Annotated in this window: 24 protein-coding genes and 1 pseudogene; 10 read left to right on the top strand and 15 right to left on the bottom strand. The window is 65.2% G+C overall.

Going from position 1 to position 26,517, the window contains the following annotated elements; all coding sequences use genetic code 11:
- Positions 1-9 precede the first annotated feature (9 nt).
- The 9 genes from pdhA to eno form a co-directional block, all read right to left on the bottom strand.
- The gene (pdhA, locus tag AC5ZFO_RS11860; protein ID WP_282524893.1) at positions 10-1,032 is read right to left on the bottom strand and encodes a pyruvate dehydrogenase (acetyl-transferring) E1 component subunit alpha; all 1,023 of its coding nucleotides are present in this window, start codon (positions 1,030-1,032) and stop codon (positions 10-12) included.
- A 254-nt stretch (positions 1,033-1,286) separates the two neighbouring features.
- Positions 1,287-2,666: a glycerophosphodiester phosphodiesterase family protein gene (locus tag AC5ZFO_RS11855; protein ID WP_282524894.1), complete on the bottom strand. Its 1,380-nt coding sequence runs from the start codon at positions 2,664-2,666 to the stop codon at positions 1,287-1,289.
- Positions 2,667-2,845: 179 nt separating this feature from the next.
- On the bottom strand, positions 2,846-4,363 hold the full coding sequence (gene adh, locus AC5ZFO_RS11850; RefSeq protein ID WP_496122089.1) for an aldehyde dehydrogenase: 1,518 nt from the start codon (positions 4,361-4,363) through the stop codon (positions 2,846-2,848).
- 269 nt (positions 4,364-4,632) lie between these two features.
- Complete coding sequence (locus AC5ZFO_RS11845; RefSeq protein ID WP_282524896.1) at positions 4,633-5,592, bottom strand: GAF domain-containing protein; 960 nt, start codon at positions 5,590-5,592, stop codon at positions 4,633-4,635.
- A 207-nt stretch (positions 5,593-5,799) separates the two neighbouring features.
- The gene (locus tag AC5ZFO_RS11840; protein WP_028149600.1) at positions 5,800-6,117 is read right to left on the bottom strand and encodes an FtsB family cell division protein; all 318 of its coding nucleotides are present in this window, start codon (positions 6,115-6,117) and stop codon (positions 5,800-5,802) included.
- Between the two features lie 200 nt (positions 6,118-6,317).
- Entirely contained in the window at positions 6,318-6,869 is a 552-nt protein-coding gene (locus AC5ZFO_RS11835; RefSeq protein WP_282524897.1) for an NADPH-dependent FMN reductase, read from the bottom strand.
- Positions 6,870-7,058: 189 nt separating this feature from the next.
- On the bottom strand, positions 7,059-8,054 hold the full coding sequence (locus AC5ZFO_RS11830) for an MBL fold metallo-hydrolase (protein ID WP_282524898.1): 996 nt from the start codon (positions 8,052-8,054) through the stop codon (positions 7,059-7,061).
- A 111-nt stretch (positions 8,055-8,165) separates the two neighbouring features.
- Positions 8,166-9,305, bottom strand: coding sequence for a zinc-binding dehydrogenase (locus AC5ZFO_RS11825; RefSeq protein ID WP_282524899.1), 1,140 nt, complete (start codon positions 9,303-9,305; stop codon positions 8,166-8,168).
- A 34-nt stretch (positions 9,306-9,339) separates the two neighbouring features.
- Entirely contained in the window at positions 9,340-10,623 is a 1,284-nt protein-coding gene (gene eno / locus AC5ZFO_RS11820) for a phosphopyruvate hydratase (RefSeq protein ID WP_028149603.1), read from the bottom strand.
- 174 nt (positions 10,624-10,797) lie between these two features.
- Here eno and AC5ZFO_RS11815 point away from each other — a divergent pair.
- The 3 genes and pseudogenes from AC5ZFO_RS11815 (at position 10,798) to AC5ZFO_RS11805 (ending at position 13,199) form a co-directional block, all read left to right on the top strand.
- Positions 10,798-11,775 (top strand): annotated as a pseudogene (locus AC5ZFO_RS11815) (Vgb family protein).
- A gap of 133 nt (positions 11,776-11,908) precedes the next feature.
- Positions 11,909-12,385, top strand: a complete 477-nt coding sequence (queF, locus tag AC5ZFO_RS11810) for a preQ(1) synthase (RefSeq protein ID WP_282524900.1) — start codon at positions 11,909-11,911, stop codon at positions 12,383-12,385.
- A 16-nt stretch (positions 12,386-12,401) separates the two neighbouring features.
- Positions 12,402-13,199 carry a substrate-binding domain-containing protein gene (locus AC5ZFO_RS11805; protein WP_282524901.1) on the top strand — a complete coding sequence of 266 codons (798 nt, stop codon included), beginning with the start codon at positions 12,402-12,404 and terminating at the stop codon, positions 13,197-13,199.
- A 199-nt stretch (positions 13,200-13,398) separates the two neighbouring features.
- On the opposite strand, the gene AC5ZFO_RS11800 is transcribed toward AC5ZFO_RS11805, so the two are convergent.
- From AC5ZFO_RS11800 to AC5ZFO_RS11790, 3 genes are all read right to left on the bottom strand, one after another.
- Positions 13,399-14,610: an MFS transporter gene (locus AC5ZFO_RS11800; protein ID WP_282524902.1), complete on the bottom strand. Its 1,212-nt coding sequence runs from the start codon at positions 14,608-14,610 to the stop codon at positions 13,399-13,401.
- Positions 14,610-15,461: a 3-deoxy-8-phosphooctulonate synthase gene (kdsA, locus tag AC5ZFO_RS11795; RefSeq protein ID WP_282524903.1), complete on the bottom strand. Its 852-nt coding sequence runs from the start codon at positions 15,459-15,461 to the stop codon at positions 14,610-14,612. Before kdsA ends, AC5ZFO_RS11800 begins: the two co-directional genes overlap by 1 nt.
- A gap of 128 nt (positions 15,462-15,589) precedes the next feature.
- Positions 15,590-15,916 carry an NIPSNAP family protein gene (locus tag AC5ZFO_RS11790; RefSeq protein ID WP_282524904.1) on the bottom strand — a complete coding sequence of 109 codons (327 nt, stop codon included), beginning with the start codon at positions 15,914-15,916 and terminating at the stop codon, positions 15,590-15,592.
- 183 nt (positions 15,917-16,099) lie between these two features.
- Here AC5ZFO_RS11790 and AC5ZFO_RS11785 point away from each other — a divergent pair, with 183 nt between their 5' ends.
- The 3 genes from AC5ZFO_RS11785 (at position 16,100) to AC5ZFO_RS11775 (ending at position 18,919) form a co-directional block, all read left to right on the top strand.
- Positions 16,100-16,774, top strand: coding sequence for a response regulator transcription factor (locus tag AC5ZFO_RS11785; RefSeq protein ID WP_496122088.1), 675 nt, complete (start codon positions 16,100-16,102; stop codon positions 16,772-16,774).
- A complete protein-coding gene (locus tag AC5ZFO_RS11780) occupies positions 16,771-18,147 on the top strand; it encodes a sensor histidine kinase (RefSeq protein ID WP_282524906.1) in 1,377 nt (458 codons plus the stop codon). The genes AC5ZFO_RS11785 and AC5ZFO_RS11780 overlap by 4 nt, the downstream gene beginning before the upstream one ends.
- Positions 18,148-18,256: 109 nt before the next feature.
- Positions 18,257-18,919 (top strand): class I SAM-dependent methyltransferase, encoded by a 663-nt coding sequence (locus AC5ZFO_RS11775; protein ID WP_282524907.1) that lies wholly within the window; start codon positions 18,257-18,259, stop codon positions 18,917-18,919.
- Positions 18,920-18,923: 4 nt separating this feature from the next.
- On the opposite strand, the gene pyrG is transcribed toward AC5ZFO_RS11775, so the two are convergent.
- From pyrG to tpiA, 3 genes are all read right to left on the bottom strand, one after another.
- On the bottom strand, positions 18,924-20,555 hold the full coding sequence (gene pyrG, locus AC5ZFO_RS11770) for a CTP synthase (RefSeq protein ID WP_282524908.1): 1,632 nt from the start codon (positions 20,553-20,555) through the stop codon (positions 18,924-18,926).
- A gap of 166 nt (positions 20,556-20,721) precedes the next feature.
- Positions 20,722-21,108 carry a preprotein translocase subunit SecG gene (gene secG, locus AC5ZFO_RS11765; protein ID WP_282524909.1) on the bottom strand — a complete coding sequence of 129 codons (387 nt, stop codon included), beginning with the start codon at positions 21,106-21,108 and terminating at the stop codon, positions 20,722-20,724.
- Between the two features lie 140 nt (positions 21,109-21,248).
- Positions 21,249-21,998: a triose-phosphate isomerase gene (gene tpiA / locus AC5ZFO_RS11760; RefSeq protein WP_282524910.1), complete on the bottom strand. Its 750-nt coding sequence runs from the start codon at positions 21,996-21,998 to the stop codon at positions 21,249-21,251.
- Positions 21,999-22,229: 231 nt separating this feature from the next.
- On the opposite strand from tpiA, the gene AC5ZFO_RS11755 reads away from it, so the two are divergent.
- The 4 genes from AC5ZFO_RS11755 to moaC are packed head-to-tail and all read left to right on the top strand — an operon-like array spanning position 22,230 to position 26,505.
- Positions 22,230-24,128: a SurA N-terminal domain-containing protein gene (locus AC5ZFO_RS11755; protein WP_282524911.1), complete on the top strand. Its 1,899-nt coding sequence runs from the start codon at positions 22,230-22,232 to the stop codon at positions 24,126-24,128.
- 14 nt (positions 24,129-24,142) lie between these two features.
- Entirely contained in the window at positions 24,143-25,156 is a 1,014-nt protein-coding gene (gene trpD / locus AC5ZFO_RS11750) for an anthranilate phosphoribosyltransferase (RefSeq protein WP_166341966.1), read from the top strand.
- A 7-nt stretch (positions 25,157-25,163) separates the two neighbouring features.
- Entirely contained in the window at positions 25,164-25,985 is an 822-nt protein-coding gene (gene trpC, locus AC5ZFO_RS11745) for an indole-3-glycerol phosphate synthase TrpC (RefSeq protein WP_282524912.1), read from the top strand.
- Position 25,986: 1 nt separating this feature from the next.
- Complete coding sequence (gene moaC / locus AC5ZFO_RS11740; protein ID WP_282524913.1) at positions 25,987-26,505, top strand: cyclic pyranopterin monophosphate synthase MoaC; 519 nt, start codon at positions 25,987-25,989, stop codon at positions 26,503-26,505.
- Positions 26,506-26,517 lie beyond the last annotated feature (12 nt).

Below are 26,517 nucleotides of genomic sequence, written 5' to 3'. Positions count from 1 at the left end.
TGCGCGCGTTCAGCGATAAATGTCGGTCCAGAGCTCGGCGGCATCCGGCTCGGGATCATGCTGGGCGAAGTCGGCGGACGCATTGACGATGTCGCGGACCTCGGCGTCGATCGCCTTGAGATCGGCCTCGGTCACCTTGGCCGCGAGCAGTCGGTTGCGCACCTGCTCGATCGGGTCCTGGTCGTGGCGGACTTTTTCGACCTCTTCGCGCGTTCTGTACTTGGCCGGGTCGGACATCGAATGGCCGCGATAGCGGTAGGTCTGCATCTCCAGGATGAAGGGGCCCTTGCCGGCGCGGCACCAGGTCGCCGCCTCCTCGCCCGCGGCCTTCACGGCGCGGACGTCCATGCCGTCGACCTGCATCCCGGGAATGTTGAAGGACGCACCGCGCTTGGAGAAATCCTGTTGCGCCGAAGCGCGCGACACCGAGGTGCCCATGGCGTAGCGGTTGTTCTCGATGACGTAGATCACCGGCAGCTTCCAGAGCTCCGCCATGTTGAAGCTCTCGTAGACCTGGCCCTGGTTGGCCGCGCCGTCGCCGAAATAGGTGACGCTGACATTGTCGTTACCACGATAGTGGTTGGCGAAGGCCAGACCCGTGCCGAGCGAGACCTGGGCGCCGACGATGCCGTGGCCGCCGTAGAAGTGCTTCTCCTTGCTGAACATGTGCATGGAGCCGCCCTTGCCCTTGGAATAGCCGCCGCGCCGGCCGGTGAGCTCGGCCATGACGCCGTTGGCCTCCATGCCGGTGGCAAGCATATGACCGTGATCGCGATAGCCGGTGATGACCTGATCGCCCTGCTTCAGGGCCATCTGCATGCCGACCACCACGGCCTCCTGGCCGATATAGAGGTGGCAGAAGCCGCCGATCGCGCCCATGCCGTAGAGCTGGCCGGCCTTTTCCTCGAACCGCCGGATCAGGAGCATGTCGCGGAGCGCCTTGAGCTCCTGCTCTCTGGTGAATTCCGGGGGCGAACCGCCGTCGGTCTTGTCCTGTGGAGTGCTTGCGGCGGCTTTCTTGGGTGCGGCCATGGGAATTCCGGGTCAGAGAAAACTTCAGCCCTCTCTAACCCAAGTCAAACGCCCTTGGAAAGGACCGCGGCGGCATGGCGCGACTTTCATTATGCCGCACTGCAACGTGACCGAAACTTTGCAAAACCTTTGGCGCCGATCGGGCAACTTTAGCTCACCGGTCAGCAAAGGGAACGTGAGCAGGCAACGCAGAGAAATCGGACGCGGTGTTTTGTATCCGAAATCCCACGCGCGTCCGATTCGCCGTGCCGGCCTTACCAGCCCAACTCGCGCAAATACGTCGCACGGGCGGCAACGCCGGTATGCGTGAAGTCGCTGAAGACCCCATCGACGCCGAGCCGGTAGAATTTGAGATATTCAAGGCTCGGGTCGCCGCGATAGTCGGCGGCGAGATATTTCTTCTCGTTCCGAAACGTGAAGACATGCACGAAAAGACCGAGCTTGTGCGCGTCCGCGACAAGACTGGTCGCGTCCTGCGTCGAAGCCTCCGGCGTCGATCCCTTGTAGGGCGTGCCATCGGCGTTGCCGTCCTTCCACGGCGCGATCTTGAGCGGAACGATATAGGCCTTCCACGGACCGATGCCCTCGGCATAGGTCTTGATCTCGGCAAGCCCATCCGGGGTCAACATCGCATCGTACAAGCGCGCATCGCCCGCAACCGTCCAGTCGAACGGGCGCGAATTCGTGATGTTGTTGAGGAGGACCTTGCCGGTTTTGAAGTCGATTCCGTTGCCGTCGACGAGTTGGACCTGCCGCGTCTGAAGGCCGTGGCTGCGCATATATTTCAGGCTGCCGGGTTCGAAGCTCTGGACCAGGATGGGAGCGTCCTTGGTGTTGAGGCCGTTATCCCTGATGATCTTGATCAGGGCATCCTCGAGCGGACGGCTGCCGGCCACGCCGCAGCCATTGGCGATCGCCTGGGCATTGTTCCAGGTCGGGTTCTTGGTTTCGGGATAGACGAGGATGGACCGCCCGGTCTCCTTGCTCTTGACCTTGGCGATGTCGATAACGTCCTGGAAGCTGATGATCGGGAGCTTGCCGTTGAAGACTTTCGGCCGCTCGTTGGCCGCGTCATAGGTGGTGCCGCCGATCCATTGCTTCAGCTCGGCCATGGTGAAGTCGCTGATCGACCAATCGTTGGTATGATCCTCGCCGTCCACAATCAGCGACTTCAGCACCGATTTGGGATCGGCCGGGTCGCTCAGATCCGTCAGGTAATCGGCAGGCACGCCGGTGGCCGACGGGGCCTTGACGCGCACACCGGGCACGGTGCGCTTGCGGGCGGCGACGGCCGCATTGGTCTTCGCCACCTCGGCAATGTTGGTGTTGTCGCTCAGCCAGGGGTTATGACGCACGACCAGAACGCAATCCTTGGTCAGGTGCAAATCCTCTTCGAGCGCATCGGTCCCGAGCGCCGCGGCGAGGTCGTACGACGCCTCGGTCTCTTCAGGTACCAGGCCCGGCAGGCCGCGATGTCCAAGGACCAGTGGCGCCTTTCCATCGACGGTCAGGAAGGGTTTGGCGCCAGCCGGCGCCGGGCCGGACTGTGCAACTGCCATCGACAAGGGCAGCACCGCCGCGCCGAACAGCATCGCTGCGACACCCATTGTCCGTCCCGAACGACTGTTCCGCATCACCAAGCCTCCGTCTTTGCCCGGCATCGCTTCGAATGCCGCGGGCGCCGAACCGAATACGGTCGGCGCTGTCGTCTTGTCTCAAGACTCTGACAGACGGATGACGACGGAGGGGGCGGCGCAAGGTTGCGCCGCCCTCTCCTGCCCAATCAGATCTTGCCCGATCAGATCTTGCCCGATCAGAAGAAGCCAAGCTTCTTCGGGCTGTAGCTGACCAGGAGATTCTTGGTCTGCTGGTAGTGATCGAGCATCATCTTGTGGGTCTCGCGACCGACGCCCGACTGCTTGTAGCCGCCGAACGCGGCATGCGCCGGATACGCATGGTAACAGTTGGTCCAGACCCGGCCGGCCTGGATGGCCCGGCCGAAGCGGTAGCAGCGGTTGGCATCGCGACTCCAGACGCCGGCTCCCAGGCCATAGAGCGTGTCGTTGGCGATCGCGAGCGCTTCGTCATCAGTCTTGAAGGTCGTGACCGAAACGACGGGACCAAAGATCTCCTCCTGGAAGATTCGCATCTTGTTGTGGCCCTCGAACACCGTCGGCTGGACGTAGAAGCCGCCGGAAAGATCGCCGCCGAGCTCGGCACGACCGCCGCCGGCCAGCACCCTGGCGCCCTCCTGCTTGCCGATGTCGATATAGGAGAGGATCTTGGCGAGCTGCTCGCTAGATGCCTGCGCGCCGATCATGGTGTCGGCCGCACGCGGGTCGCCCTGCTTGATGGCGGCGACGCGCTTCAGCGCTCGCTCCATGAAGCGGTCATAGATATCGGCATGGACCAGCGCCCGGCTCGGACAGGTGCAGACCTCGCCCTGGTTCAGCGCGAACATCACAAAACCTTCGATCGCCTTGTCGAAGAAGTCGTCGTCCTCGGCGGTGACGTCGTTGAAGAAGATGTTCGGCGACTTGCCGCCGAGCTCGAGCGTGACCGGGATCAGGTTCTGGCTGGCATATTGCATGATCAGCCGGCCCGTCGTGGTCTCGCCGGTGAAGGCGATTTTCGCGATCCGCGGGCTGGACGCGAGCGGCTTGCCGGCTTCGAGGCCAAAGCCATTGACGATGTTGAGGACGCCGGGCGGCAGGAGATCGCCGATGATCTCGGCCCAGACCATGATCGAGGCCGGCGTCTGCTCGGCGGGCTTGAGTACGACGCAATTACCGGCGGCGAGCGCCGGCGCGAGCTTCCAGCACGCCATCAGCAGCGGGAAGTTCCAGGGGATGATCTGGCCGACCACGCCGAGCGGTTCGTGGAAATGATAGGCGATGGTGTCGTGGTCGATCTCGCCGATCGAGCCTTCCTGTGCGCGCACCACGCCGGCGAAATAGCGGAAATGATCGATCGCGAGTGGCAGGTCGGCGGCGCGGGTCTCGCGGATCGGCTTGCCGTTGTCCCAGGTCTCGGCAATCGCAAGGCGCTCCAGGTTCTCTTCCATCCGGTCGGCGATCCGGTTCAGGATCGCGGCGCGCTCGGCGACGCTGGTGCGTCCCCAGGCGGCCTTGGCGGCGTGCGCCGCATCGAGGGCGGCCTCGACGTCCTGCGCATCGGAACGCGCGATCTTGCAGACGATCTGGCCGTTCACCGGCGAGGCGTTGTCAAAGTACTTGCCGGAGATCGGCGCGACGAATTTGCCGCCGATGAAATTGTCATAGCGTTCGGCGAAGGGAACTTTTGTGACGCCGAGGAACTCCACCTTGTTCATTGATCACTCCCGATGTTTGCTGTTTGCGCAATTCGTCGCGTGTTCACGACTTGCGCCGACGATGTCGCGGGAGCGTTTTCCTGTCAGCCCGGGCGGGAGCGATGGCCGGGGTAACCTGTCGCAGTTCTGCGACAGTCATGGGCGAGGCGAAGGCTAAATGGAGTGCTCGCGGCATCCACATCGTCAATGCGAAAGCAGCGAAGCAATCCAGACTGTTCCCGCGGAAGGATTCTGGATTGCTTCGCTGCGCTCGCAATGACGAAGGAAGCTCAGTGCTTAACCTCGAACCGCTTCAGCTTCCGGTGCAGCGTGGCGCGACTGACGCCGAGCGCATTTGCCGCGGCCGACACATTGCCGCCGGCCCGCAGCAGCGCCCGTTGCAGCACCGCGCGCTGGCCGCCGGCGAGATGGTCATGCGCGATATCGCCGCCGAGCAGGTCAGCCGCGGGCACCGGCTGCAGCGCCCTGCCCGGCGCAATCCCGAGCCCCACCCGCGCGGAGCGGGTCGCGCCGATCACGAGATCATCCGCATCGACCGCGACGAGCCCGGTCGACTGGCCGTCGGCGCCTTGCGTCAGCACGATGCGGGCATGGGCGAAGGCGCGGCGAAACAGATCAGCCTCGATGCGCCTCGCCGCCTCACCTGCCGCGAGCGCGATCAGATTGGAAAACGCGTCAGTCCGGTCGGCGCGGCAGGAGGAGACATCGAGCACGCCCGCAAAGGCCGCCTCGTGGTCGTAGATCGGAACGGCGGTGCAGCTCAGAAGCGTGTTGCGGGTGAAGAAATGCTGGTCGCGGTCGATCGTCAGCGAGCGCTGCTCGACGACGCAGGTGCCGATGCCGTTTGTGCCTTCATGCTCCTCGCTCCAGAGCGCGCCGGTCCACAGGCCCCAGGATTGGAACGTCGCATCGTCCACCGCTGTGCCGCGGCGGTCGACCGGCACGCCCGCACCGTCGGCGAGCAGCACGCAGCAGCCGCTCGCGCCGACCGCCTGATAGAGCCGGTCCATCGCGCCTTGCGCGGCGGCGAGCAGCGGCGCGACGCGCTCGCGCGCCTGCCGCAACTCGACATCACTCAGCCGCATCGGCGCGCTGCGGCCGGCGGGATCGAGATGATGCAATCGGGACGAACGGCGCCATGAGGCCACCAGCGCCGAGCGTGCGGCCTGGCCTGACGCAATGGCGGCCTCGACGCGGGCCGCGTGATGCCGGGACATTGGCCCATTCATCACTGTTTCCTCCGGGTGGCAGTCTAGGCTGTGCCGGCGCGGCCCGGTTGATCTGCGTCAACTCAGGCCGACGACGGCAGAAGCCATGGGGCCGTTGGCGCGTTGCCGTCAAGGCGGCAGCCCGGTTCCAAGCCTACGACTTTCGGTAGAATTGCTACGGATTTCTGTAGCGGCTTTCGATGCTGGTTTCGAATGCAGCGGAAAGCGCTACTTCGCCGGGATCATCCGAACGAGATCGTGCGGATTGACATAATCGAGCTGATAGCGCGCCCGCTCGTCCAGCATGTCAGGATCGATCCGCGACGTCCGCAGCAGCGACACGCGCTGCTCGCTCTTCGCGCGCTCGCGCTTGAGCTGGGCCAGCTCGCTCGTCAGCGCGATGATCTCCTGGTCGAGTTCCTGACGGGCGTTGAGACCGTATTTGCCGGTGTAGGCGTTGACGCCGAAATAGCCGACGATAGCGGCCGCCATCGCATAGAGGGCAAGGCCGGTCAGGATCGATTTCAGACGCGCGCGGGAGACCATCTTGGGAAGATGCGGCAGGTTGGTTAAGGGAGTGCTAATCGCCTCCCCCTTCGCGTTCCAATCCCTGCCCCCGGCCGTCATGCCCGGCCTTGTGCCGGGCATCCACGTTCTTCATCACCACGGGCTAAGGCGTCGATGTCCGGGACATCTAGCGCGAAGACGCGCTTCGCGCTTTTGCCCGGCCATGACGAAGAAAAACCTCAGCCGTGGTGCTTGGCCACGTGCGCAGCAAACGCGTCGATATAGGCCTGGAGGACGGGCTTCAGGGATTCCTTGGTCAGGTTCCCCTCCGCATCGAAGGCATCGCCGACCGCGTTCAGATAAATCTCCGGCTGCTGCAGGATCGGACCGGCAATGCCCGGCAGGATATTCTGCAGCGTCTTGGCGGCGCTGACGCCACCGAGCGGGCCCGGCGAGTTCGAGATGATGCCGACGGGCTTGCCGTTGAACGAGCTCTTGCCATAGGGGCGCGAAGCGACGTCGATGGCGTTCTTGAGCACGCCCGGGATCGCGCGGTTGTATTCGGGGGTGACGAAGATGACGCCGTCCGACTTCTGCAGCTTCTCGCGGAAGGCCAGCCAGTCCGCAGGCGGCGCGCCCTCGAGGTCCTGGTTGAAGAACGAGATGCCTGCCAGCGTGACGACCTCGAGCTTGAGCGAGGCCGGCGCGAGCTTTGCGAGCGCATTGGCGATCTTCAGCGAAAAGCTGTCCTTGCGCAGGCTGCCGGCGATCACGACGATGTTGTAGGCCATGGATTGTCCTTGAGGGCTTGAGCGGAAGTTCCGGGCGGCACTTAAGCGATCCCGACCGATGGATGCAAGTGCATGAACCGGTCCCATTTGGAAACGCTGAGTTTCTCGAAAGCAGATGGTCGCCACGATCCAAAAACAATCAGGCCGCCCGAGGGCGGCCTGATGTTTCTCGCACACCCCTAGCCCTATTCAGATCGTCGGATTCCACGCCGACGGGATCAGGCGGTATTTCGCGCCATCCTTCTCGACATGCCCCACCGAGGGGAAGGTGAAGTGGAATCCGATCACGGTCGCTTTCTCGGCTACTACCATGTCGTAGAATTTGTGGCGGGTGGCCTGCGCCAGTGCCGGATCGTTGTCGAACGCCACGTGCCAATCCGGATTGCGCAGGAAGAACTCCGGAATGTTGGTGACGTCAGACTGGATCAGCACCTTCTTGTCGCCAGAGGCCACCGCGAACGAGGTATGACCCGGCGTATGGCCGGGCGTCGCGATCGAGGTGATGCCCGGCGCGACCTCCTTGCCCCACTCGTATTTCGTGACCTTGGATTCGAGCCCGGCAAAGGTCTTCTTCACGTTGGCGAAGTAGTTCTTCGTCATGTCGTTCGGAGCCTTGGCCGCGTTCTCGTCGCTCGCCCAGAACTCCCAATCCTTCCCCGGCACCATGATCTCCGCATTCGGGAAGGCCAGCGCGCCGTCGGCGAGACGAATGCCATTGGTGTGATCGGGATGGAGATGCGACAGCAGCACGACGTCGATGCTCTTGGGGTCGACGCCGGCGGCGGCGAGGTTCTGCAACGTGCGGCCGACCGCGCCCTTGCTCGGCTCTAGATTGGCAACGCCGTTGCCGGTGTCGATCAGGACCAGCTTCGAGCCGGTGTTGATAAGCTGCGGATTGAACGGCACCGTGACCATGCCCTTCGGCATGTAAGCCGCCTCGCCCGCGGCCAGCGCTTCCTCCTTCGGCAGGTTGACGACGAACTTGTCCGGCATCGGGAAGGTGCGCGCGCCGTCGTTGATCGAGGTGCACTCGTAGCTGCCGACCTTGTAGCGATAGAAGCCCGGCGCCTGCGCCCCGCTTTGCGGCACCGAGGCACTGGCAGTGGTCGGTCCAAGTCCGGTTACGGCCGCCGCGCCAATAGCCGCCGCGCCCGCGAGCAGGTCGCGGCGATTCAGATCAGTCATGGAAGTGTCCCCTTCTATGCTTTGCGGTTGCCCCGCTTTCAATTGCGGCGCGAATGTTCCCGCGCTTCGCTCAGAAGGCAAGTCCTTCTTTGGATGGTGTGCCGCGGCACATCACGAAGATTTATTCGGGTTGATGAGGAATTTTTCGCCGGTGGCCCGTTTGGCGTAGACCGCGATGTTGGCGGGATCGAGCGCCTCCTGAAGCGACACCACCTTGGTGTAGTGGCTGGCGAAGGTCGTCTTCAGTTCGTCGACGACGCGCTGGCGCAGCCTGGCTCCGTCCGCCTGCCCGATCTTCATCAGGAACGGAAACAGCAACCAGCCGCCGACGCCCCAGGCCATGCCGAAGCCGCGCGGCAGCTCGATCGGGCGGATATCGAGCGCGCCGTAGACGTAGACCTGCTTGTGCACGTTGGAGCCGTAGCGGCTGTATTCCTTGGCGGTCTTGTTGATCGCGGCTTCCATGCAGTTGAGGATGTCGCCGGCCAGCTTGCCGCCGCCGATGGCATCGAAGGCGATGGTGGCGCCGGTCTCGACCAGCGCATTGGTGAGATCGCCGAGGAAGCTCGGTGCGGTGGAATCGACGACGTATTTGGCGCCGATCTTGTGCAGGATGTCGGCCTGCTCCTTGCTGCGCACGATGTTGACCAGCGGAATGCCGTCCTTGATGCAGATCTTGTTCAGCATCTGGCCGAGATTGGAGGCGGCCGCGGTGTGCACCAGCGCCTTGTGCCCCTCGCGCCGCATGGTCTCGGTCATGCCGAGCGCCGTGAGCGGATTGACGAAGCAGGAGGCGCCTTCGGCCGGCGTGGTGCCCGCCGGCAGCGGCAGGCACTCGCGCACTTTCAGCGTGCGGTACTGCGCGTACATCGCGCCGCCGATCACGGCGACGGTCTTGCCCATCAACGCTTTCGCGGCATCGGACGAGCCGGTCCTGATGACGACGCCCGCGCCTTCGTTACCGACCGGCATGGATTCGTCGAGCCGGCCAGCCATCGCCCGCATCGCGCCCTCCGGCACCTTCGCGGTGATGACGGGAGCGTCCTTGGTGCCGGACGCCTTCGCCGTGCTCATATCGGCCGCGCCGACGAGGAGGCCGAGGTCGGACGGGTTGATCGGCGCTGCCTCGACGCGGACGACGACCTCGTCCGCGGCGGGCTCGGGAGTCGGCACGTCGACGAGCGAGATTTCCAGTTCACCGCTCGTCTTGATCAGCGAACGCAGTTGCAGTCCGGTCTTGCCGTCGCTCATGTCGATCCTCCCCTGTCCTAGCTGGAGCGCCGGCTTATGCCAGCGCCTTCAATGCCGCCTTGCCGCCGTAGAGCGCCTGCTTGCCGAGCTGTTGCTCGATGCGCAGGAGCTGATTGTATTTGGCGGTGCGGTCGGAACGCGCAAGGGAGCCGGTCTTGATCTGCCCGCAATTGGTGGCGACCGCGAGGTCGGCGATGGTGGAATCCTCGGTCTCGCCGGAGCGGTGCGACATCACCGAGGTATAGCCGGCCTTGTGCGCCATCTCGACGGCCGCGAGCGTCTCGGTCAGCGTGCCGATCTGGTTGACCTTGATCAGGATCGAATTGGCGCGACCGGCCTTGATGCCTTCGGCCAGGCGCTTGACGTTGGTGACGAAGAGATCGTCGCCGACCAGCTGGCACTTCTTGCCGATGAGGTCGGTGAGCTCCTTCCAGCCGTCCATGTCGTCTTCCGACATGCCGTCCTCGATGGTCACGATCGGATAGCGCGACACCAGGTCTGCGAGGTACTTGGCCTGCTCGGAGATCGAGCGGGTCTTGCCCTCGCCTTCGTAGACGTACTTGCCGTCCTTGAAGAACTCGGTCGAGGCACAGTCGAGGCCGATCACGATGTCGGTGCCGGCCTTGTAGCCGGCCTTGCCGATCGCGTTCATGACGAATTCGAGCGCGGCGTCCGCCGACGGCAGGTTCGGGGCGAAACCGCCCTCGTCGCCGACATTGGTGTTGTGGCCGGCCTTCTTCAGCTCGGACTTCAGGGTGTGGAAGACCTCCGCGCCGTAGCGCAGGCCCTCGGCAAAGGACGACGCGCCCACGGGGAGGATCATGAACTCCTGGAAGTCGATCGGATTGTCGGCATGCACGCCGCCATTGATGATGTTCATCATCGGCACCGGCAAGAGACGCGCCGAGGTGCCGCCGACGTAACGATAGAGCGGCATGTCGAGCGAGTTCGCGGCTGCCTTGGCGCAGGCGAGCGAGACGCCGAGGATGGCATTGGCGCCCAGCCGGCTCTTGTTCGGTGTGCCGTCGAGGTCGATCATGATCTGGTCGATCTGGGCCTGCTGCTCCACATCGAGGCCGCTCAGGGCCTCGAAGATCTCGCCATTGACGGCGCCGACCGCCTTGGTGACGCCTTTGCCGAGATAGCGGGCCTTGTCGCCATCGCGCAGTTCCACCGCCTCATGGGCGCCGGTGGAGGCACCGGACGGCACCGCGGCACGGCCGAGCGCACCATCTTCCAGCACGACGTCGACCTCGACGGTGGGATTGCCACGGCTGTCGAGAATTTCGCGGCCGATGATGTCGATGATGGCGGTCATGATGTGCACTTCCGTTCGTTAGGGCTGATCGGTGCCGGGGGTCTTACACGGGCCGCAAGCAAATGTGAACGCTTGGACGGCGTGCTTCGACTGACGCGTGAGCGGGCTCGGACTATCCTTGAAGTCGCCTGCTCTGCGCGTCCAACCTCAATCTGAAACAGTCGGGGTAACGCCATGAACCGCCGCCAGTTTCTTGCCTCGAGCGCCGCCCTCCTCGCCGTCCGCCCAAGTTTTGCGCAGGAAGGCCCGTTCCGGGCAAAATACTTCCCCATCAGCGCCGGCATCGGCCTGCACGACCTCGCGCCCGCTCGCGACGGCACGGTCTGGTTCACGGCGCAGGGCAAGGGCATGCTGGGCAGGCTCGACCCCCGGGATGGCAGTTTCAAGACAGTCAGCCTCGGCCAGGGCGCCGCACCGCACGGCGTGACGATCGGCCCCGACGGTGCCCCCTGGATCACCGAGGGCGGCCAGAACGCGATCGCCCGGGTCGATCCCGGCGATCTCAAGGTCACGCTATTCCGCCTGCCCGAAAAATTCGCCTACGCCAATCTCAACACCGGCGTGTTCGACAAGGACGGTACCTACTGGTTCACCGGCCAGTCCGGCTATTACGGTCGGCTCAAGCCGGGATCGGGCGAGATGGACGTGTTCAGGGTACCCAGGGGTGTTGGCCCCTACGGCATCGCCGTGACGCCCAAGGGCGAGGTCTGATACGCCTCGCTGGCCGGCAGCCATATCGCGAAGATTGATCTTGCGACCGGCAATGCCGCCATTGTCGAGCCGCCGACGCCGAGCCAGGGGTCGCGGCGGGTCTGGTCAGATTCGCAAAGCCGGATCTGGGTCAGCGAGTGGAACAGCGGTCACGTCTCGGTGCACGATCCCGCCAACAGCTCCTGGAAAACCTGGAAGCTGCCGGGCGATCGCCCCCGTACCTATGCCGTCTATGTCGACGACAAGGACAAGGTCTGGCTCACCGATTTCTCCGCCAATGCCATTGTCCGCTTCGATCCCACGACCGAGCGGTTCAACGTTTTCGCCAGCGACAAGGCCAATGCCAATGTGCGCCAGCTCGACGGCCGCCCGGGCGAGCTCTGGGGCTGCGAGTCCGGCAACGACCGGATCGTCGTGATCCAGACGATCGCGGCTGGTTGACGACGGCGACATTTGCGTCCATCCCGACACCCTCTGGAGCGCGATCTTATCGCGCTCCGGTTTTTTAGTTGAGCATGATCTTTCGGAAAACCGGTGCCCACTTTGCGCTAACGCGGCCCTCCGGATCCGGATCATGCTCGAACAGGATGTGACGACGATGGCGAAAAAATCCCTCCAGCTCGGGCGCGCGGTCGAATGGCCGCACACACCGGAAGAAGCCCAACTCGACCGCGTGCCCAATCCGCAAAACGGCACGGACTATCTGGTGCGCTTCACCGTGCCGGAATTCACCTCGCTCTGCCCGGTCACGGGACAACCGGATTTCGCGCATCTGATGATCGATTACGCCCCCGGCCCGTGGCTGCTGGAGTCGAAGTCGCTCAAGCTCTACATCGCGAGCTTCCGCAATCACGGCGCATTCCACGAGGATTGCACCGTCATGATCGGCAAGCGCATCGCAAGCGAGATCAAGCCGAAGTTCTTGCGCATCGGCGGCTACTGGTATCCGCGCGGTGGCATCCCGATCGACGTGTTCTGGCAGACCGGCCGCGTGCCGAAGGGATTGTGGGTGCCGGAGCAAGGCGTCGCACCGTATCGCGGACGGGGTTAGTTGGAGACGAATGACGATGACATCGATATCAGCAACATTCCGCAACATTGCCTTCGGCGTTCTAACCGTCCTGTGGCTGACCGGCGCGGCCGAAGCTGCCGAGGTCCATGTGATGATCTCGGGCGGATTGACGGCTGCCTACAAGGCGCTCGTGCCGGAATTCGAGAAGGCCACCGGCAACAAAGTGCTAACGGAATATGGGCCGTCGATGGGGACGACCACCAATGCGATCCCGGTCCGGCTGGAGCGCGGCGAACCCGCCGACGTCCTGATCATGGTGGGCTATGCCCTCGCCGACCTCGCCGGCAAGGGCAAGGTCGAGGCCGGCAGCCAGGTCGATCTCACCAGATCGCCGATCGGCGTTGCCGTGAAATCGGGTGCGCCGAAGCCGGATATCGGCTCGGTGGAGGCGGTCAAGCGCGCGCTGCTGGCGGCCAAGACGATCGCCTATTCCGATAGCGCCAGCGGCGTCTACGTCTCGACCGAGATGTTCGACAAGCTCGGCATCGCCGACGTCATGAAGGACAAGGCACGCAAGATTCCCGCAACACCCGTCGGCGAGATCGTCGCGCACGGCGAGGCCGAGCTCGGCTTCCAGCAGATCAGCGAGCTGAAGCCCGTGAAGGGCATCGACATCGTCGGACCGCTACCGAACGAATTGCAGAAGATCACGATCTTCTCGGCCGGGATCGCGGCCGGTTCGAAGGAGCCCGAGGCCGGCCGTGCCTTGATCCAGTTCCTCGCCTCACCCGCAGCCAGCGAAGCGATCATCGCGAGCGGCATGGAGCCGATCGCGGCTGGTGGAGCGAAATAGCGCAGCGCTCCGCTGGACCGGCTCAACCAGGTGAGTTCGGTGCGCGCGTTACGTCACCGCCCCTCACCTTGCTGATGAAGCCGTCGACCTCCGACGTCAGCGAGGTCGACTGGCGCGACAGGTTGGCGGCGGCCTTCAGCACGCCGGACGCGGCGCGGCCGGTCTCGTTCGCCGCTGACGACAGGGTTCGATACTCCCGTCAGACCCGCGCGTCCGAGGGTGCCCGCGGCTTGAGCAGCCGGGCACAGACGAGGCCCAGCACCACCATGATCGCAGCGCTCGCGAGCAGGGTCGGCACCTTGCCGCCGTGCTGGAGGCCAAGGCCATAGGCGATCGGGCCAACGGTCTGCCCCATGAAGAAGAAGAACGAATGCAGCGACATCGCCGTTGCCCGCGCCCCGATCGACAGCTCGCTGGCAAACACCTGCAGGCAGCCGTGGATCATGTAGAAACCCCAGCCCATCGCCAGCATGCTGGCGAATTGCAGCTTCCATCCGGGACCGAAGGCGAGCACGCCGAGTTGCAGTCCGACGAGGCCCGCGCCCGCAATCATCATGCCCTTGACGCCGAGCCACGGCAGGAAGCGTGAGACCGTGAAAGTGTAGAACAGTCCGCCGATCGCAAAGCCCGCGATCACGATGCCCGCGATCGACGGCGACTTCTCGCCGAGATCGAACAGCAGCGCGGCGATGAACGGAAACAGGCCGAATACGCAGCAGCCCTCGACGAAGACCGCCGAATAGCAGTAGCGCGTGTTGGGGTTGGCGAAGATGGTCCGGTAGCCCTGCCGCAAGGCCTTCAGATCGGTCTTCGGCTGCGCCGTCAGCGCGGCACCGCGAAAGCCCGCGGCCACCGCAACGGCCGCGATCAGGCCGAGCGCGCCAAGCATCATGAGCACACCGCGCCAGCCGATGAGTTCACCGATGATGCCGGAGGCGGTCGCACCGAGCAGATTGCCCGTCATCGATCCCGCAAGCGTGCGGCCGATCGCGACCTGCCGCTTGGCGGGCGCTACGAGGTCGGCGGTCAGGCCGAGAGCGACCGGAAACACGCCACCGGAGGCGATCCCGGCGAGGATGCGGCTCGCGAACAGGCCCGAGAAGGTGGTCGCGACCGCGCCAAGAATGCAGGAAACGCCAAGCAGCGCCAGGCACAGTGTCATCAACCGCGCCTTGCCGAACAGATCGGCAGCCGCTCCGATCACCGGCTGAACCAGCGCGTAGATCAAGGCATAGCCGGCCGCGATGCTGGCGGCCGTCGTAATACTGATCGAAAAATCCTCAGCGACATGCGGCAGGACGGGATCGAGCGCACGCGTGGACAACGCCGCCGAGAAGCTCGCGAGCGCGATGATATTGATCGCGGGCGGAAACTTCTGGTCGGACGACGGCCCGATCGCAGGCTGGGACATCAGCGCGTTGTGCTTTTCGTCACCGCGTCGAATGCCATCAGCGTGCGGATCAGTCCTTCGAAATCGCGCAGCGGCACCATGTTGGGCCCGTCCGAGGGCGCGCGATCAGGGTCGGGATGGGTCTCGATGAAGACGCCGGCAACGCCGACCGCGACGGCGGCGCGCGCCAGCACCGGCACGAACTCACGCTCGCCGCCCGAGGACGTCCCCTTCCCGCCCGGCTGCTGCACTGAATGGGTGGCGTCGAAGATCACGGGCGCGCCGGTGGTGCGCGCCAGGATCGGCAGCGCGCGCATGTCAGAGACCAGCGTGTTGTAGCCGAACGAGGCGCCGCGCTCGGTGACGAGCACATTGGGATTGTTTGCGGTCGTGATCTTGGTCACGACATTGGCCATGTCCCAGGGCGCGAGGAATTGCCCCTTCTTGACGTTGACGACCTTGCCCGTCGCGGCGGCCGCCAGCAGCAGATCAGTCTGCCGGCACAGGAAGGCCGGGATCTGGAGGATGTCCACGGCTTGCGCCACCTCGGCGCACTGCGCGGCGTCATGCACGTCGGTCAGGACCGGCAAGCCAAGGGAGGCGCGGATCTCGGCGAAGATCGGCAGCGACTGTGCGAGCCCGAGACCGCGTGCTGCGGACGCGCTGGTGCGGTTGGCCTTGTCGAACGAGGTCTTGTAGACGAGGCCGATCTTCAGCCGCGCGGCGATCTCCTTCAGCGCGGAGGCCACCTCCAGCGCATGCTGGCGGCTTTCGAGCTGGCAGGGTCCTGCAATGATCGAGATCGGCAGATCATTGCCGAACTTGACCGTGCCAATGGTGACGACCGGCGCTGCTGAATTCGAAGAGCTCAAGGCAAATTCCCTCGTTTCGCCGCGACCATAGCGGCGATGAGGGGCGGATCAACCCCATCCGGCCCGGGCCGTTCGAATATCAGGGTTGCGCCAAGGTTCCTCGAAAGGCTCCCTGTGCCGGGAATGCCCTACTTCACCGACGAGAAGGCGGTCGGCGTCAGGATCTGGCTGACGATGTTGCCGACGATCTGGCCGTCGGCTTCCGACTTGGCCCGCGCCTCCATCCAGTCCGGATCGGTCATGAAGCTGCCCCACTTCTTCTCGCGCTCGGCGAGCGACTCCCACGCCAGGAAATAGGTCAGCTCCTGGTTGGAGTCGCCGATCAGCGTGGTGAAGAACCCGGCCTGGCGGATGCCGTGCTTCTCCCAGAGCTTCAGGGTTACCGTCTCGAACCGCTTCAAGAGCGCCGGCAGGCGGCCGGGCACGCAACGGTAGATGCGCATTTCATAGATCATTCCTGTTCCTCCCTGATGACGTCGGGCGTTATAGCGGCTGGCCGTGACGGTGTCTCCGGCCCTGCCCGATGCGGCCCGCGGCGTCTGGCGCATGGCTGCCGGCCCCGATCGCACCCGGTTCCCGCAATGCTGCCGCAATGATACTGCCGCTACAATGCTTAGGTTGAGGCTCAGGTGCGGATCATGCGGATTTTGCTCGTCGAGGATGAAGCGGAGATGGCCGGAGCGCTGGCCTCGGCGCTCAAGCGGTACGACATGATCGTCGATCACGTGCCAACGCTCGCCGAGGCGGAAGAGGCGATTTCCGCCGACGTGCACGCCGCCGTGCTGCTCGATCGCCAGCTGCCCGACGGCGACGGTCTTGCCCTGATTCCGAAACTGAGAGCGCGCGCCGACGGTGTGCCGATCATCGTGTTGACGGCGCGCGGCGAGCTCGCCGATCGCGTCGCCGGGCTCGACCGCGGGGCGGATGATTATCTGGCCAAACCATTCGCGGTGGAGGAACTGCTGGCGCGCCTGCGCGCGGTGTTGCGCCGGCCCGCCGGGCTTCAGCCCGACATCATTCGCGCCGGCCGCTTCGCCTTCGACTTCGGCCATCGCGAGGCGAGCGTCGACGGGACTCCGCTCGAACTGCCGCGGCGGGAGCTCCTTGTGCTGGAAGCCCTGGTCCGCCGCATGGGCCGGACCGTGCTGCGATCGGCGCTGGAGGAAGCGGTCTACAGTTTCGACGACGAAATCCAGTCGAACGCCCTCGACACGCATGTCTCGCGGCTGCGCCGCAAGCTTGCCGAAGCCGACGCGCACGTGGAGATCCACGGCATCCGCGGCGTCGGCTATCTCCTGAAGAAACTGCCGTGAGCAGGCACGCCGACCCATATTGCCTGCGCTCTCGGCTGAGCTGGCGCCTGCTTTCGCTCCAGGCCGCGCTGTTCGTCGCTTTGGTCGTCGTCATCATCGGCGCGCTGTGCGCTACGGGCTTCGTGCTGGTCCAACGGGACGAAGATCGCGTGATCGACGTCGTACAGAGCGCGCTCGCGCGCGACGCAGCGGGCGGCCTGGCGCTGCGGCCGACGGCTGAGCTGAAAGCGTTGCGCGAGGAGACCCCCGACCTCTGGCTGCTGGTTCGCGACAGGCAGGGGCATTCGCTCAGTGAAGGCTCCGTGCCGGCTGAATTCGCCGGGATCGGCGGCGCCCTCGACCAGATCAGCCAGGCGCGGCTCGGCTGGCAGCTCTTCGAGGACGACCCACGCAAGCCGGCGGCGCGGTTGAAGCGCATCGACACGGCCGCTGGCAACGTGCAGGTCATCACGGCGACGCAGGGGAAACTCAGCGGCGCCAAGGCGGTGTTCACGACGTCGCTCGTGTTGCTGGGCATCGCGCTCCCCGGCCTGCTGTTGATGGGGACCGCGACGTTCATCGCGACGCCGATGGTCGTGCAGCGCGCTTTCAGAGGATTGGACGCGACGGCAGACCAGGCCCGGCGGATCGATATCCATCAGCGCGGCGCGCGGCTGTCGGTGGAGCACATTCCGCTCGAAGTCGTGCCGCTCGTGGCCGCGGTCAATGACGCTCTGGCGCGGCTCGATCAGGGTTACGCCCGCCACAAGCGCTTCGTTGCCGACGCCGCACACGAGCTGCGTACGCCGATCGCGATCCTGAACACGCGGCTGGAATCGCTGCCGTCAGGACCGGACAAGACCCGCCTGATCGAGGATGCGGCGCGGCTCGCGACGCTTGCCGAGCAATTGCTGGATATCCAGCGGCTCGACCGTTGCGGGCATCCATTCGTGGCGGTCGACCTGGTCTCCGTCGCGCAAGGCGTTGCCGCCGACCTCGCACCGCTGGCGATCGCGGCTGGCTATGAGCTGTCCTTCGACGCACCGGCGGCGCGGATCGACGTGCTCGGCGACGCGGCCGCGCTCGAACGCGCGCTGACCAACCTCGTGCAGAATGCCATCCAGCACGGCCCTCGCCGCGGCACGATCGTCATTCGCGTCAGCCGCCCCGCCAGCATCGAAGTCACCGACGAGGGCGCGGGCATTCCGCCCGATCAGCGCGAGCTGATCTTCGAGCCGTTCTACCGGCTCACGCCGCTCGATCGCGGCGCAGGCCTCGGCCTCAACATGGTGCACGAGATCATGCTCCTGCATGGCGGTCACGTTTCGGTCCTGGACGGACCGAACGGCGGTGCGTGCTTCAGGATGACGCTGCCACCCCTGCAACAGGGCTGATTCAATTCGTCTCTGCGTCTCAAGCGCAATGCTGTCGCAATGCGCTCAGGCGACTCTTCGACCGCCTCACCTCTGATTTGCGAGGCGCAATCGAAATGCCGGAGTGCGCATGCCCAATGATTTCCTCTCATTCTTCCTGTCCTGGATGTCGGCCCCGCGGCGGGTCGGCGCGATCGCGCCCTCGGGCGCTGCCCTAGCCGATCTCATCACCCGCGAGATCACCGCAACGACCGGCCCGATCCTCGAGCTCGGCCCCGGCACCGGCGCTTTCACCTACAAGCTCCTGAAACGCGGCGTGCGCCAGCAGGATCTCACGCTGATCGAATACGGTTCGGACTTCACGAAGCTCCTGCAAATACGTTTTCCTGGCGCGCGCGTGTTGTGGATGGATGCAGGGCGGCTCACGACGGAGCGGCTCTATGACGGCGCGCCGGTCGGCGCCGTGGTCAGCGGCCTGCCGCTGCTCAATATGTCGACGCGCAAGGTCGTCTCCATCATCGGCGGTGCGTTCCGTCACGTCCGCCCGGGAGGCGCGTTCTATCAGTTCACCTACGGGATGAGCTGCCCGGTGCCGCGGCCAGTGCTCGACCGGCTGGGTTTGCGCGCAAAGCTGGTGGATCGCGCCTTGCTGAACGTGCCGCCGGCCGCCGTCTACAAGCTGACGCGACGGCCGCAGATGAAGATCGTCACAGAATCGTTTGCGCCTGATGCTTCAATGCCGGTCGCGCCGGCGCCGATGCACCTCGTGCGCGACTACACCGCCGCGCCCTGAGGCATCACACCAGCCGCGACTGCACCATCGCCGCCTGAATGAACGAGGCGAAGAGAGGATGAGGCTCAAACGGCCGCGACTTCAGCTCGGGGTGGAACTGGACGCCGATGAACCAGGGATGATCCTCGTACTCGACGATCTCCGGCAGCACGCCGTCGGGCGAGAGGCCGGAGAATTTCAGCCCGTGCTGCTCGAGGCGGTCCTTGTAGGCGGTGTTGACCTCGTAGCGGTGGCGGTGGCGCTCGGAAATCTCGGTCGCGCCGCCATAGACCTTCGAGACGCGGCTGCCGCGGTTGAGCGCCGCGGGATAGGCGCCGAGACGCATCGTGCCGCCGAGATCGCCGGCCTTGGAGCGCTTCTCGAGCTCGTTGCCGCGCAGCCATTCGGTCATCAGGCCGACCAGCGGCTCCTTGGTCGGGCCGAACTCGGTGGAGTTGGCGTCCTCGATGCCGACGAGGTTTCGCGCGGCTTCGATCACCGCCATCTGCATGCCGAAGCAGATGCCGAAATACGGCACATCGCGCTCGCGCGCGAACTGCGCCGCGCGGATCTTGCCTTCGGCGCCGCGCTGGCCGAAGCCACCGGGCACCAGAATGCCGTTGACATGCTCGAGGAACGGCGCCGGATCTTCCTTCTCGAAGATCTCGCTCTCGATCCAGTCGAGATTGACCTTCACCTTGTTGGCGATGCCGCCATGCGAGAGCGCCTCGATCAGCGACTTATACGCATCCTTCATGCCGGTATATTTGCCGACGATGGCGATGGTGACGTTGCCCTCGGGATTGCGGATGCGCTCGTTGATCTGCTGCCAGCTCTTGAGCTCCGGCGGGATTCGCGATCCGATGCCGAAGGCGGCGAGCACTTCGTCGTCGAGGCCCGCCACGTGGTAGGCTTCGGGCACCGCGTAGATGCTGTCGGCGTCGCGCGCCTCGATCACGGCGCTCTCGCGCACGTTGCAGAACAGGCCGAGCTTGCGCCGCTCTTCCTTCGGAATCTCGCGGTCGGTACGGCAGAGCAGTATGTCCGGCTGGATGCCGATCGAGCGCAGCTCCTTCACCGAGTGCTGCGTCGGCTTGGTCTTCAGTTCACCCGCGCTCGGGATGTAAGGCAGCAGCGTGAGGTGAATGTAGATGGCGTGATCGCGCGGCAGTTCGTTCTTGAGCTGGCGGATCGCCTCGAAGAACGGCAGTCCCTCGATGTCGCCGACGGTGCCGCCGATTTCGACCAGCACGAAGTCGTAATCGTCATTGCCGGAGAGGACGAATTCCTTGATGGCGTTGGTGACGTGCGGAACCACCTGGATGGTCGCGCCGAGATAATCGCCGCGGCGCTCCTTGGAGATGATGTCCTGGTAGATGCGCCCGGTGGTGATGTTGTCCTGCTTGGTCGCAGGCCGGCCGGTGAAGCGCTCGTAGTGACCGAGATCGAGATCGGTCTCCGCGCCGTCATCGGTCACGAACACTTCGCCGTGCTGATACGGCGACATCGTTCCGGGATCGAGGTTGAGATAGGGGTCGAGCTTGCGGAGGCGGACCTTGTAGCCCCGGGCTTGCAACAGGGCACCGAGTGCCGCTGAAGCCAGACCCTTGCCGAGCGAAGAAACCACGCCGCCGGTGATGAATATGTACCGCGCCATGGGACCTAACCTCTAATCCCTCGAATTCGATTCGCCAAAGCGATTCGTATTCCGCCCGAAATATTTCGCGGGCCTGTGGGTGAGCCAAAACTAAGAGTGGTGACAGTGTCTTGATGGGGATTATTGATGCAGGACGGTAGCGGCCGCCCTGCATGGCCCCCCTGCTTTATTGCGAGCGAGGCACCTGCGGGCCGGTCGGAGCCGGGGCCTGCTGCTGCTCGTCCGCCTTCTTCAGCGAATCCAGAATGCCGCCTGAGGTCGGCGGGGCGATCGGCGATCCGCCGGCCGGCTGCCCCTGCGACGCCGGTGCGCCGATGATCGACGAAGGTGCACGGCTGTAGCCGGCATGCCAGGACAGGAACAGGCTGGTGAGGAAGAAGCCCGCAGCCAGGATCGCGGTGGTCCGCGTCAAAAGGTTCGCGGTGCCCCGGCTCGACATGAAGCCCGCGCCGCCGCCCATGCCGAGGCCGCCGCCTTCCGACTTCTGGAGCAGGACGGCGCCGATCATGACGGCGACGATCATGAGGTGAATGACGATGACAACAGTCTGCATAGTGTCCTTCCGTCACAAGCCGACAGCGCCGAGACGGCGGCCGATCGCGCTTCGCGGGTTTTCCTGAAGTTGCGCGGTGTTACACGATCGGAAGAGGCATTGCCACCCCCCGATCGGCCACGGCCGCGCTTTGAACTTAGCTAGGGGCAGCCCTTCGCAATCGCAAGGAAATCGGCCGCTTTCAGGCTGGCGCCGCCGACCAGCGCGCCGTTGACGTTTTTCACGGACATCAGCTCGGCCGCGTTCGATGGCTTGACCGAGCCGCCATAGAGGATGCGCATCCTGGCCGCCCTGAACCGGGAGGTCAGGAGTTCCCGGATAAAGCTATGAATCTGCTCGACATCCTGGGCCGTCGGGGTCAGGCCGGTGCCGATCGCCCAGACCGGCTCATAGGCCACGACCAGGTTGGCGGCGGTCGAGCCGTCCGGCAGCGAGCCGTCGAGCTGGCCGCGCAGGATGTCCAGGGTCTGGCCGGCATCGCGCTGGCCTTGGGTCTCACCGATGCATACGATCGCCGTGATGCCGGCGCGCCAGGCGGCCTCGGCCTTCTGCCGGATCAGGGCATCGCCCTCGCCGTGGTCGGCGCGACGCTCGGAATGGCCGACGATGATGGCGGTCGCACCGGCATCGGCCAGCATTTCGGCAGCGATATCGCCGGTATGGGCGCCGGAGGCCTTGGGGTGGCAATCCTGTGCCCCCACTGCGACCTTGCTGCCGCGCGCCTTGTCGGCGAAGGCCGCGATCAGGGTCGCCGGCGGGCAGACCAGCAAATCGGCCTTGGCGGCCACATCTGCCGCGCCCTTGAGCATGGCGTCAAATTCGGCAGCCGAGCCCTTGAGGCCGTTCATTTTCCAGTTGCCGGCGATCAGCGGTCGGATGGCGTCGGTCATGTCAATTTCCAGCAAAATGAGGTTTGTGCATGCGCTAGCAGAGCTGTCGCGGCAGTTCCAGAGAGCTAAAGGGCTTTTAACCGCAGCGTCGAAGGACCGCGCCGCCCAAGGCCCGAGGTTGCGGGGGGAAAGCCGCCACTTTATGATGATTGATCAATTTGGTGACGCGCTTTTGCGGAATCTGCATTAAGACGCGCTCCCGTTCCCCTCCTGCCAAACAAGTTGGACCAAATGCTTCGAGGAATGCGCAAGGCCTCATCAAACTGGCTCGGCAAAACCATTATGGCCGTGGTGATGGGCGTGTTGATCATCAGTTTCGGCGTTTGGGGCATCGCCGACATCTTCAAAGGCTTCGGGCAGTCCACGGTGGCCAAGGTCGGCAGCACCGAGATTTCGTTGAACGAGTTCCGGCAGACCTATACTGACCGGCTGCAACAGATCAGCCGCCAGTTCGGCCGGCCGCTGACGCCTGACCAGGCGCGTGCCTTCGGCCTCGACCGCCAGGTGCTCCAGCAGACGATCGCGGAAGCCGCCCTCGACGAAGAAGCCCGCCGGCTCGGGCTCGGCCAGTCCGACGAGCAGATCCGCCAGGTCATCATGAACGACCCCAACTTCAAGGGCGTCGGCGGCGCCTTCGATCCGAACCGCTTCCAGGCCGTGATCCGCAATTTCGGCTATACCGAGCAGCGCTACGTCTCCGAGCAGCGCAAGGTGTCGCTGCGCCGGCAGATCACCGGCACGATCGGCGCCGGCCTCGAACCGCCGAAGGCCATGATCGACGTGCTGACGCGCTTCCAAAGCGAGCAGCGCGCGATCGAATTCGTCAGGCTCGACGCCGCGCAGGCCGGCACCATCGACGCTCCCTCGCCCGAAGCCCTCGCCGCCTATTTCGAGGATCACAAGGTCCAGTTCCGCGCGCCCGAATATCGCAAGATTTCCTTCGTGGTGGTCTCGCCGGAAGAGATCGGCAAGTGGAGCGAGGTCTCCGACGAGGACGCCAAGAAGGTGTTCGACCAGCGCAAGGACCGGCTCGGCACGCCGGAGAAGCGCCAGATCCATCAGATCGTATTCCCCAACGTCGCCGAGGCGCAGGCGGCACGCGAGCGTCTCGCCGGCGGGATGTCGTTCGAGGACCTCGGCAAGGAGCGCGGGCTGAGCAGCTCCGATGTCGACCTCGGGCTCGTGACCAAATCGTCGCTCGATCCCGCGGTCGGCGATGCCGCCTTCGCGCTTCCCGCAGGCGAGATCAGCCAGCCGATCCAGGGGCGTCTCGGCACGTCCATCGTGAAGGTCGACAAGATCGAACCGGGCAGTGAAGCGAACTACGCCAGCCTCGTCGGCGACATCAAGCGCGAGATCGCCACCGAGCGCGCCCGCGTCAAGGTCAGCGATCTCCGCGACAAGATGGAAGACGAGCGCGGCGGCGGCGCCAGCGTGATCGACGCGGCGCAGAAGCTCGGCCTCGCTGCCGTGACCATCGACGCTGTCGACCGCTCCGGCCGTGCCCCGAACGGCCAGTCCGTCACCAGCATCCCGCAGGGCCTCGACGTGGTGTCGCAGGCCTTCAATACCGATGTCGGCGTCGACAACGACGCAATCTCGTTCAAGGGCGGCTATGTCTGGTACGACGTGCTCGCCATCACGCCCTCGCGCGACCGCAATCTCGACGAGGTGCGCGACCAGGTCGAGGCGCGCTGGCGCCAGGACCAGATCGCCGCCAAGCTGAAGACCAAGGCGACCGAGATGGTGCAGAAGCTCGAACAGGGCGGCAAGCTCGCTGACGAGGCCGCCGCGATCAACGCCAAGGTCGAGACCGCCTCCGGCTTCAAGCGCGACGACTCGCCCGCCGGCGTGCCCGCCAACGTCGTTGCGGCCGCCTTCCGCACCGCCAAGGACGGGGTCGGACAGACCGCCGTAAGCGGCGGCAGCGAGGTGATCGTCTTCCGCGTCACCGACATCGTCGAACCCGCGGTCGACGCCGCGTCCGACGCGGTGAAGAAGCTGAAGGACAGCCTCGACCGCGCGCTGACCGACGAGCAGGTCGCCTCCTACGTCAACAAGCTTGAAACCGACATCGGGACCACCATTAATCAGGCCGCCTTCGCGCAGGTGACCGGCGCGAACCAGTGAGTTGAAAGCACGCGATGGACGACCTGAAATCGATCATTGGAAAAGTGGCGACCGGCGCCAGCCTGTCGCGTGACGAAGCGGCTTCCGCCTTCGACGCCATGATGTCCGGCGAGGCCACGCCGTCGCAGATGGGTGGCCTCCTGATGGCGCTGCGGGTGCGCGGCGAGACCGTGGACGAAATCACCGGCGCGGTCTCGGCGATGCGCTCCAAGATGCTCACAGTCGACGCGCCCGCGGACGCCGTCGACATCGTCGGCACCGGCGGTGACGGCTCCGGCTCGGTCAACGTCTCGACCTGCGCGTCCTTCATCGTCTCGGGCACCGGCCTGCCGGTGGCCAAGCACGGCAACCGTGCGCTGTCGTCGCGGTCGGGCGCCGCCGACGTGCTGGCGTCGCTCGGCGTGAAGATCGACCTCAGGCCCGAGCAGGTCGGCCGCTGTGTGCGCGAATGCGGCATCGGCTTCATGTTCGCACCTGCCCACCATCCGGCGATGAAGAACGTCGGCCCGACCCGGGTCGAGCTCGCGACACGCACGATCTTCAATCTGCTCGGCCCCTTGTCGAACCCGGCCGGCGTCAAGCGCCAGATGGTCGGCGTGTTCTCGCGGCAATGGGTGCAGCCGCTGGCGCAGGTGCTGAAAAACCTCGGCTCGGAATCCGCCTGGGTGGTGCACGGCTCCGACGGCCTCGACGAGATCACCCTCACCGGCCCGACCTTCGTCTCCGCGCTCCACAATGGCGAGATCCGGAATTTCGAGGTGACGCCGGAGGACGCCGGCCTGCCGCGCTGCGATCCCGGTGCGCTCAGGGGCGGCGACGCCGACGCCAATGCGATCGCCTTGCAGAGCGTGCTCGACGGCAAGCCGAGCCCCTATCGTGACGTCGCGCTGATCAACGCCGCCGCTGCGCTGGTCGTGGCCGGGCGCGCCAAGGACCTCAAGGAGGGCGTTGCGATCGGTGCGAAGTCGCTCGACAGCGGCGCGGCGAGCGCGCGGCTGAAGCATCTGATCGCGGTCTCGAACGGCTGAGCCTGACATGTCGGACATCCTGACCAAGATCGAAGCCTACAAGCGCGAAGAGATCGCAGCCGCCAAGCGCGCGCAGCCGCTCTCGGAAGTCGAGGCCAAGGCCAAGGCGCAAGGAGCCCCACGTGGCTTCGTGCGCGCGATCAAGGCCAAGCACACCAACGGCGACTACGCGCTGATTGCCGAGGTCAAGAAAGCCTCGCCGTCGAAGGGGCTGATCCGCGCCGATTTCGATCCGCCGCTGCTCGCCAGGGCCTATGAGGCTGGCGGTGCGGCCTGCCTGTCGGTGCTGACCGACACGCCCTCGTTCCAGGGCCATCTCGACTTCATGGTGGCGGCGCGCGCGGCGACGTCGCTCCCGGTGCTGCGCAAGGATTTCATGTTCGACACCTATCAGGTGATCGAAGCGCGCGCGCATGGCGCCGACTGCATCCTGATCATCATGGCCGCGCTCGACGATGCCACCGCCAAGGATCTCGAGGACGCCGCCCTCGCCTACGGCATGGACGTGCTGATCGAAATCCACGACCGCGCCGAGCTCGACCGAGCGCTGAAGCTGCGTTCGCCGATGATCGGCGTCAACAATCGCAATTTGCGCACCTTTGAGACCACGCTCGCGACCAGCGAGACGCTGGCGCCGCTGATCCCTGCGGAACGGCTGATGGTCGGCGAGAGCGGCATCTTCACGCCCGCCGATCTCGCCCGGCTCGAGCGCGTCGGCATGTCGACCTTCCTGGTCGGCGAGAGCCTGATGCGCCAGGCCGACGTGACCGCCGCCACCCGCACGCTGCTCGCGCGCGAGAACGCGCCGCGCGCGACGGGTACGCGCTGACATGGCGCGCAAGTCCGCCAAGACCAGGCAATCCAGGACGAAAGCCGGCCCTGCCCTCACCCATATCGGCGCCTCCGGCGAGGCGCGGATGGTGGACGTATCGGACAAGCCCGCGACCGAGCGGCTCGCTGTCGCCGAAGGCCACGTCATCATGACCAAGGCGACGCTTGATCTCATCGTCTCGGGCAACGCCAAGAAAGGCGACGTGCTCGGCACCGCGCGCATCGCCGGCATCATGGCGGCCAAGCGCACCTCGGAGCTGATCCCGCTCTGTCATCCCCTCGCGCTGTCGAAGGTCACGGTCGACATCGAGCCCGACGCGAAACTGCCAGGCTGCCTCGTCCGCGCCAGCGTGAAGGTGACGGGCCCGACCGGCGTCGAGATGGAGGCGCTCACGGCGGTGTCGGTCGCCTGCCTCACCATCTACGACATGATCAAGGCGGTCGAACGCGGCGTGCGCATCGAAGGCATCCATCTGGTCGAGAAGCTCGGCGGCAAGTCGGGGCACTACCGCGCCTGAGCGCCCCGTGAT

It is taken from the genome of Bradyrhizobium sp. Unk1, assembly GCF_059512345.1.
The sequence above is the reverse complement of the archived record's forward strand: the minus strand, read 5'-3'. Positions and strand labels throughout refer to the sequence as shown.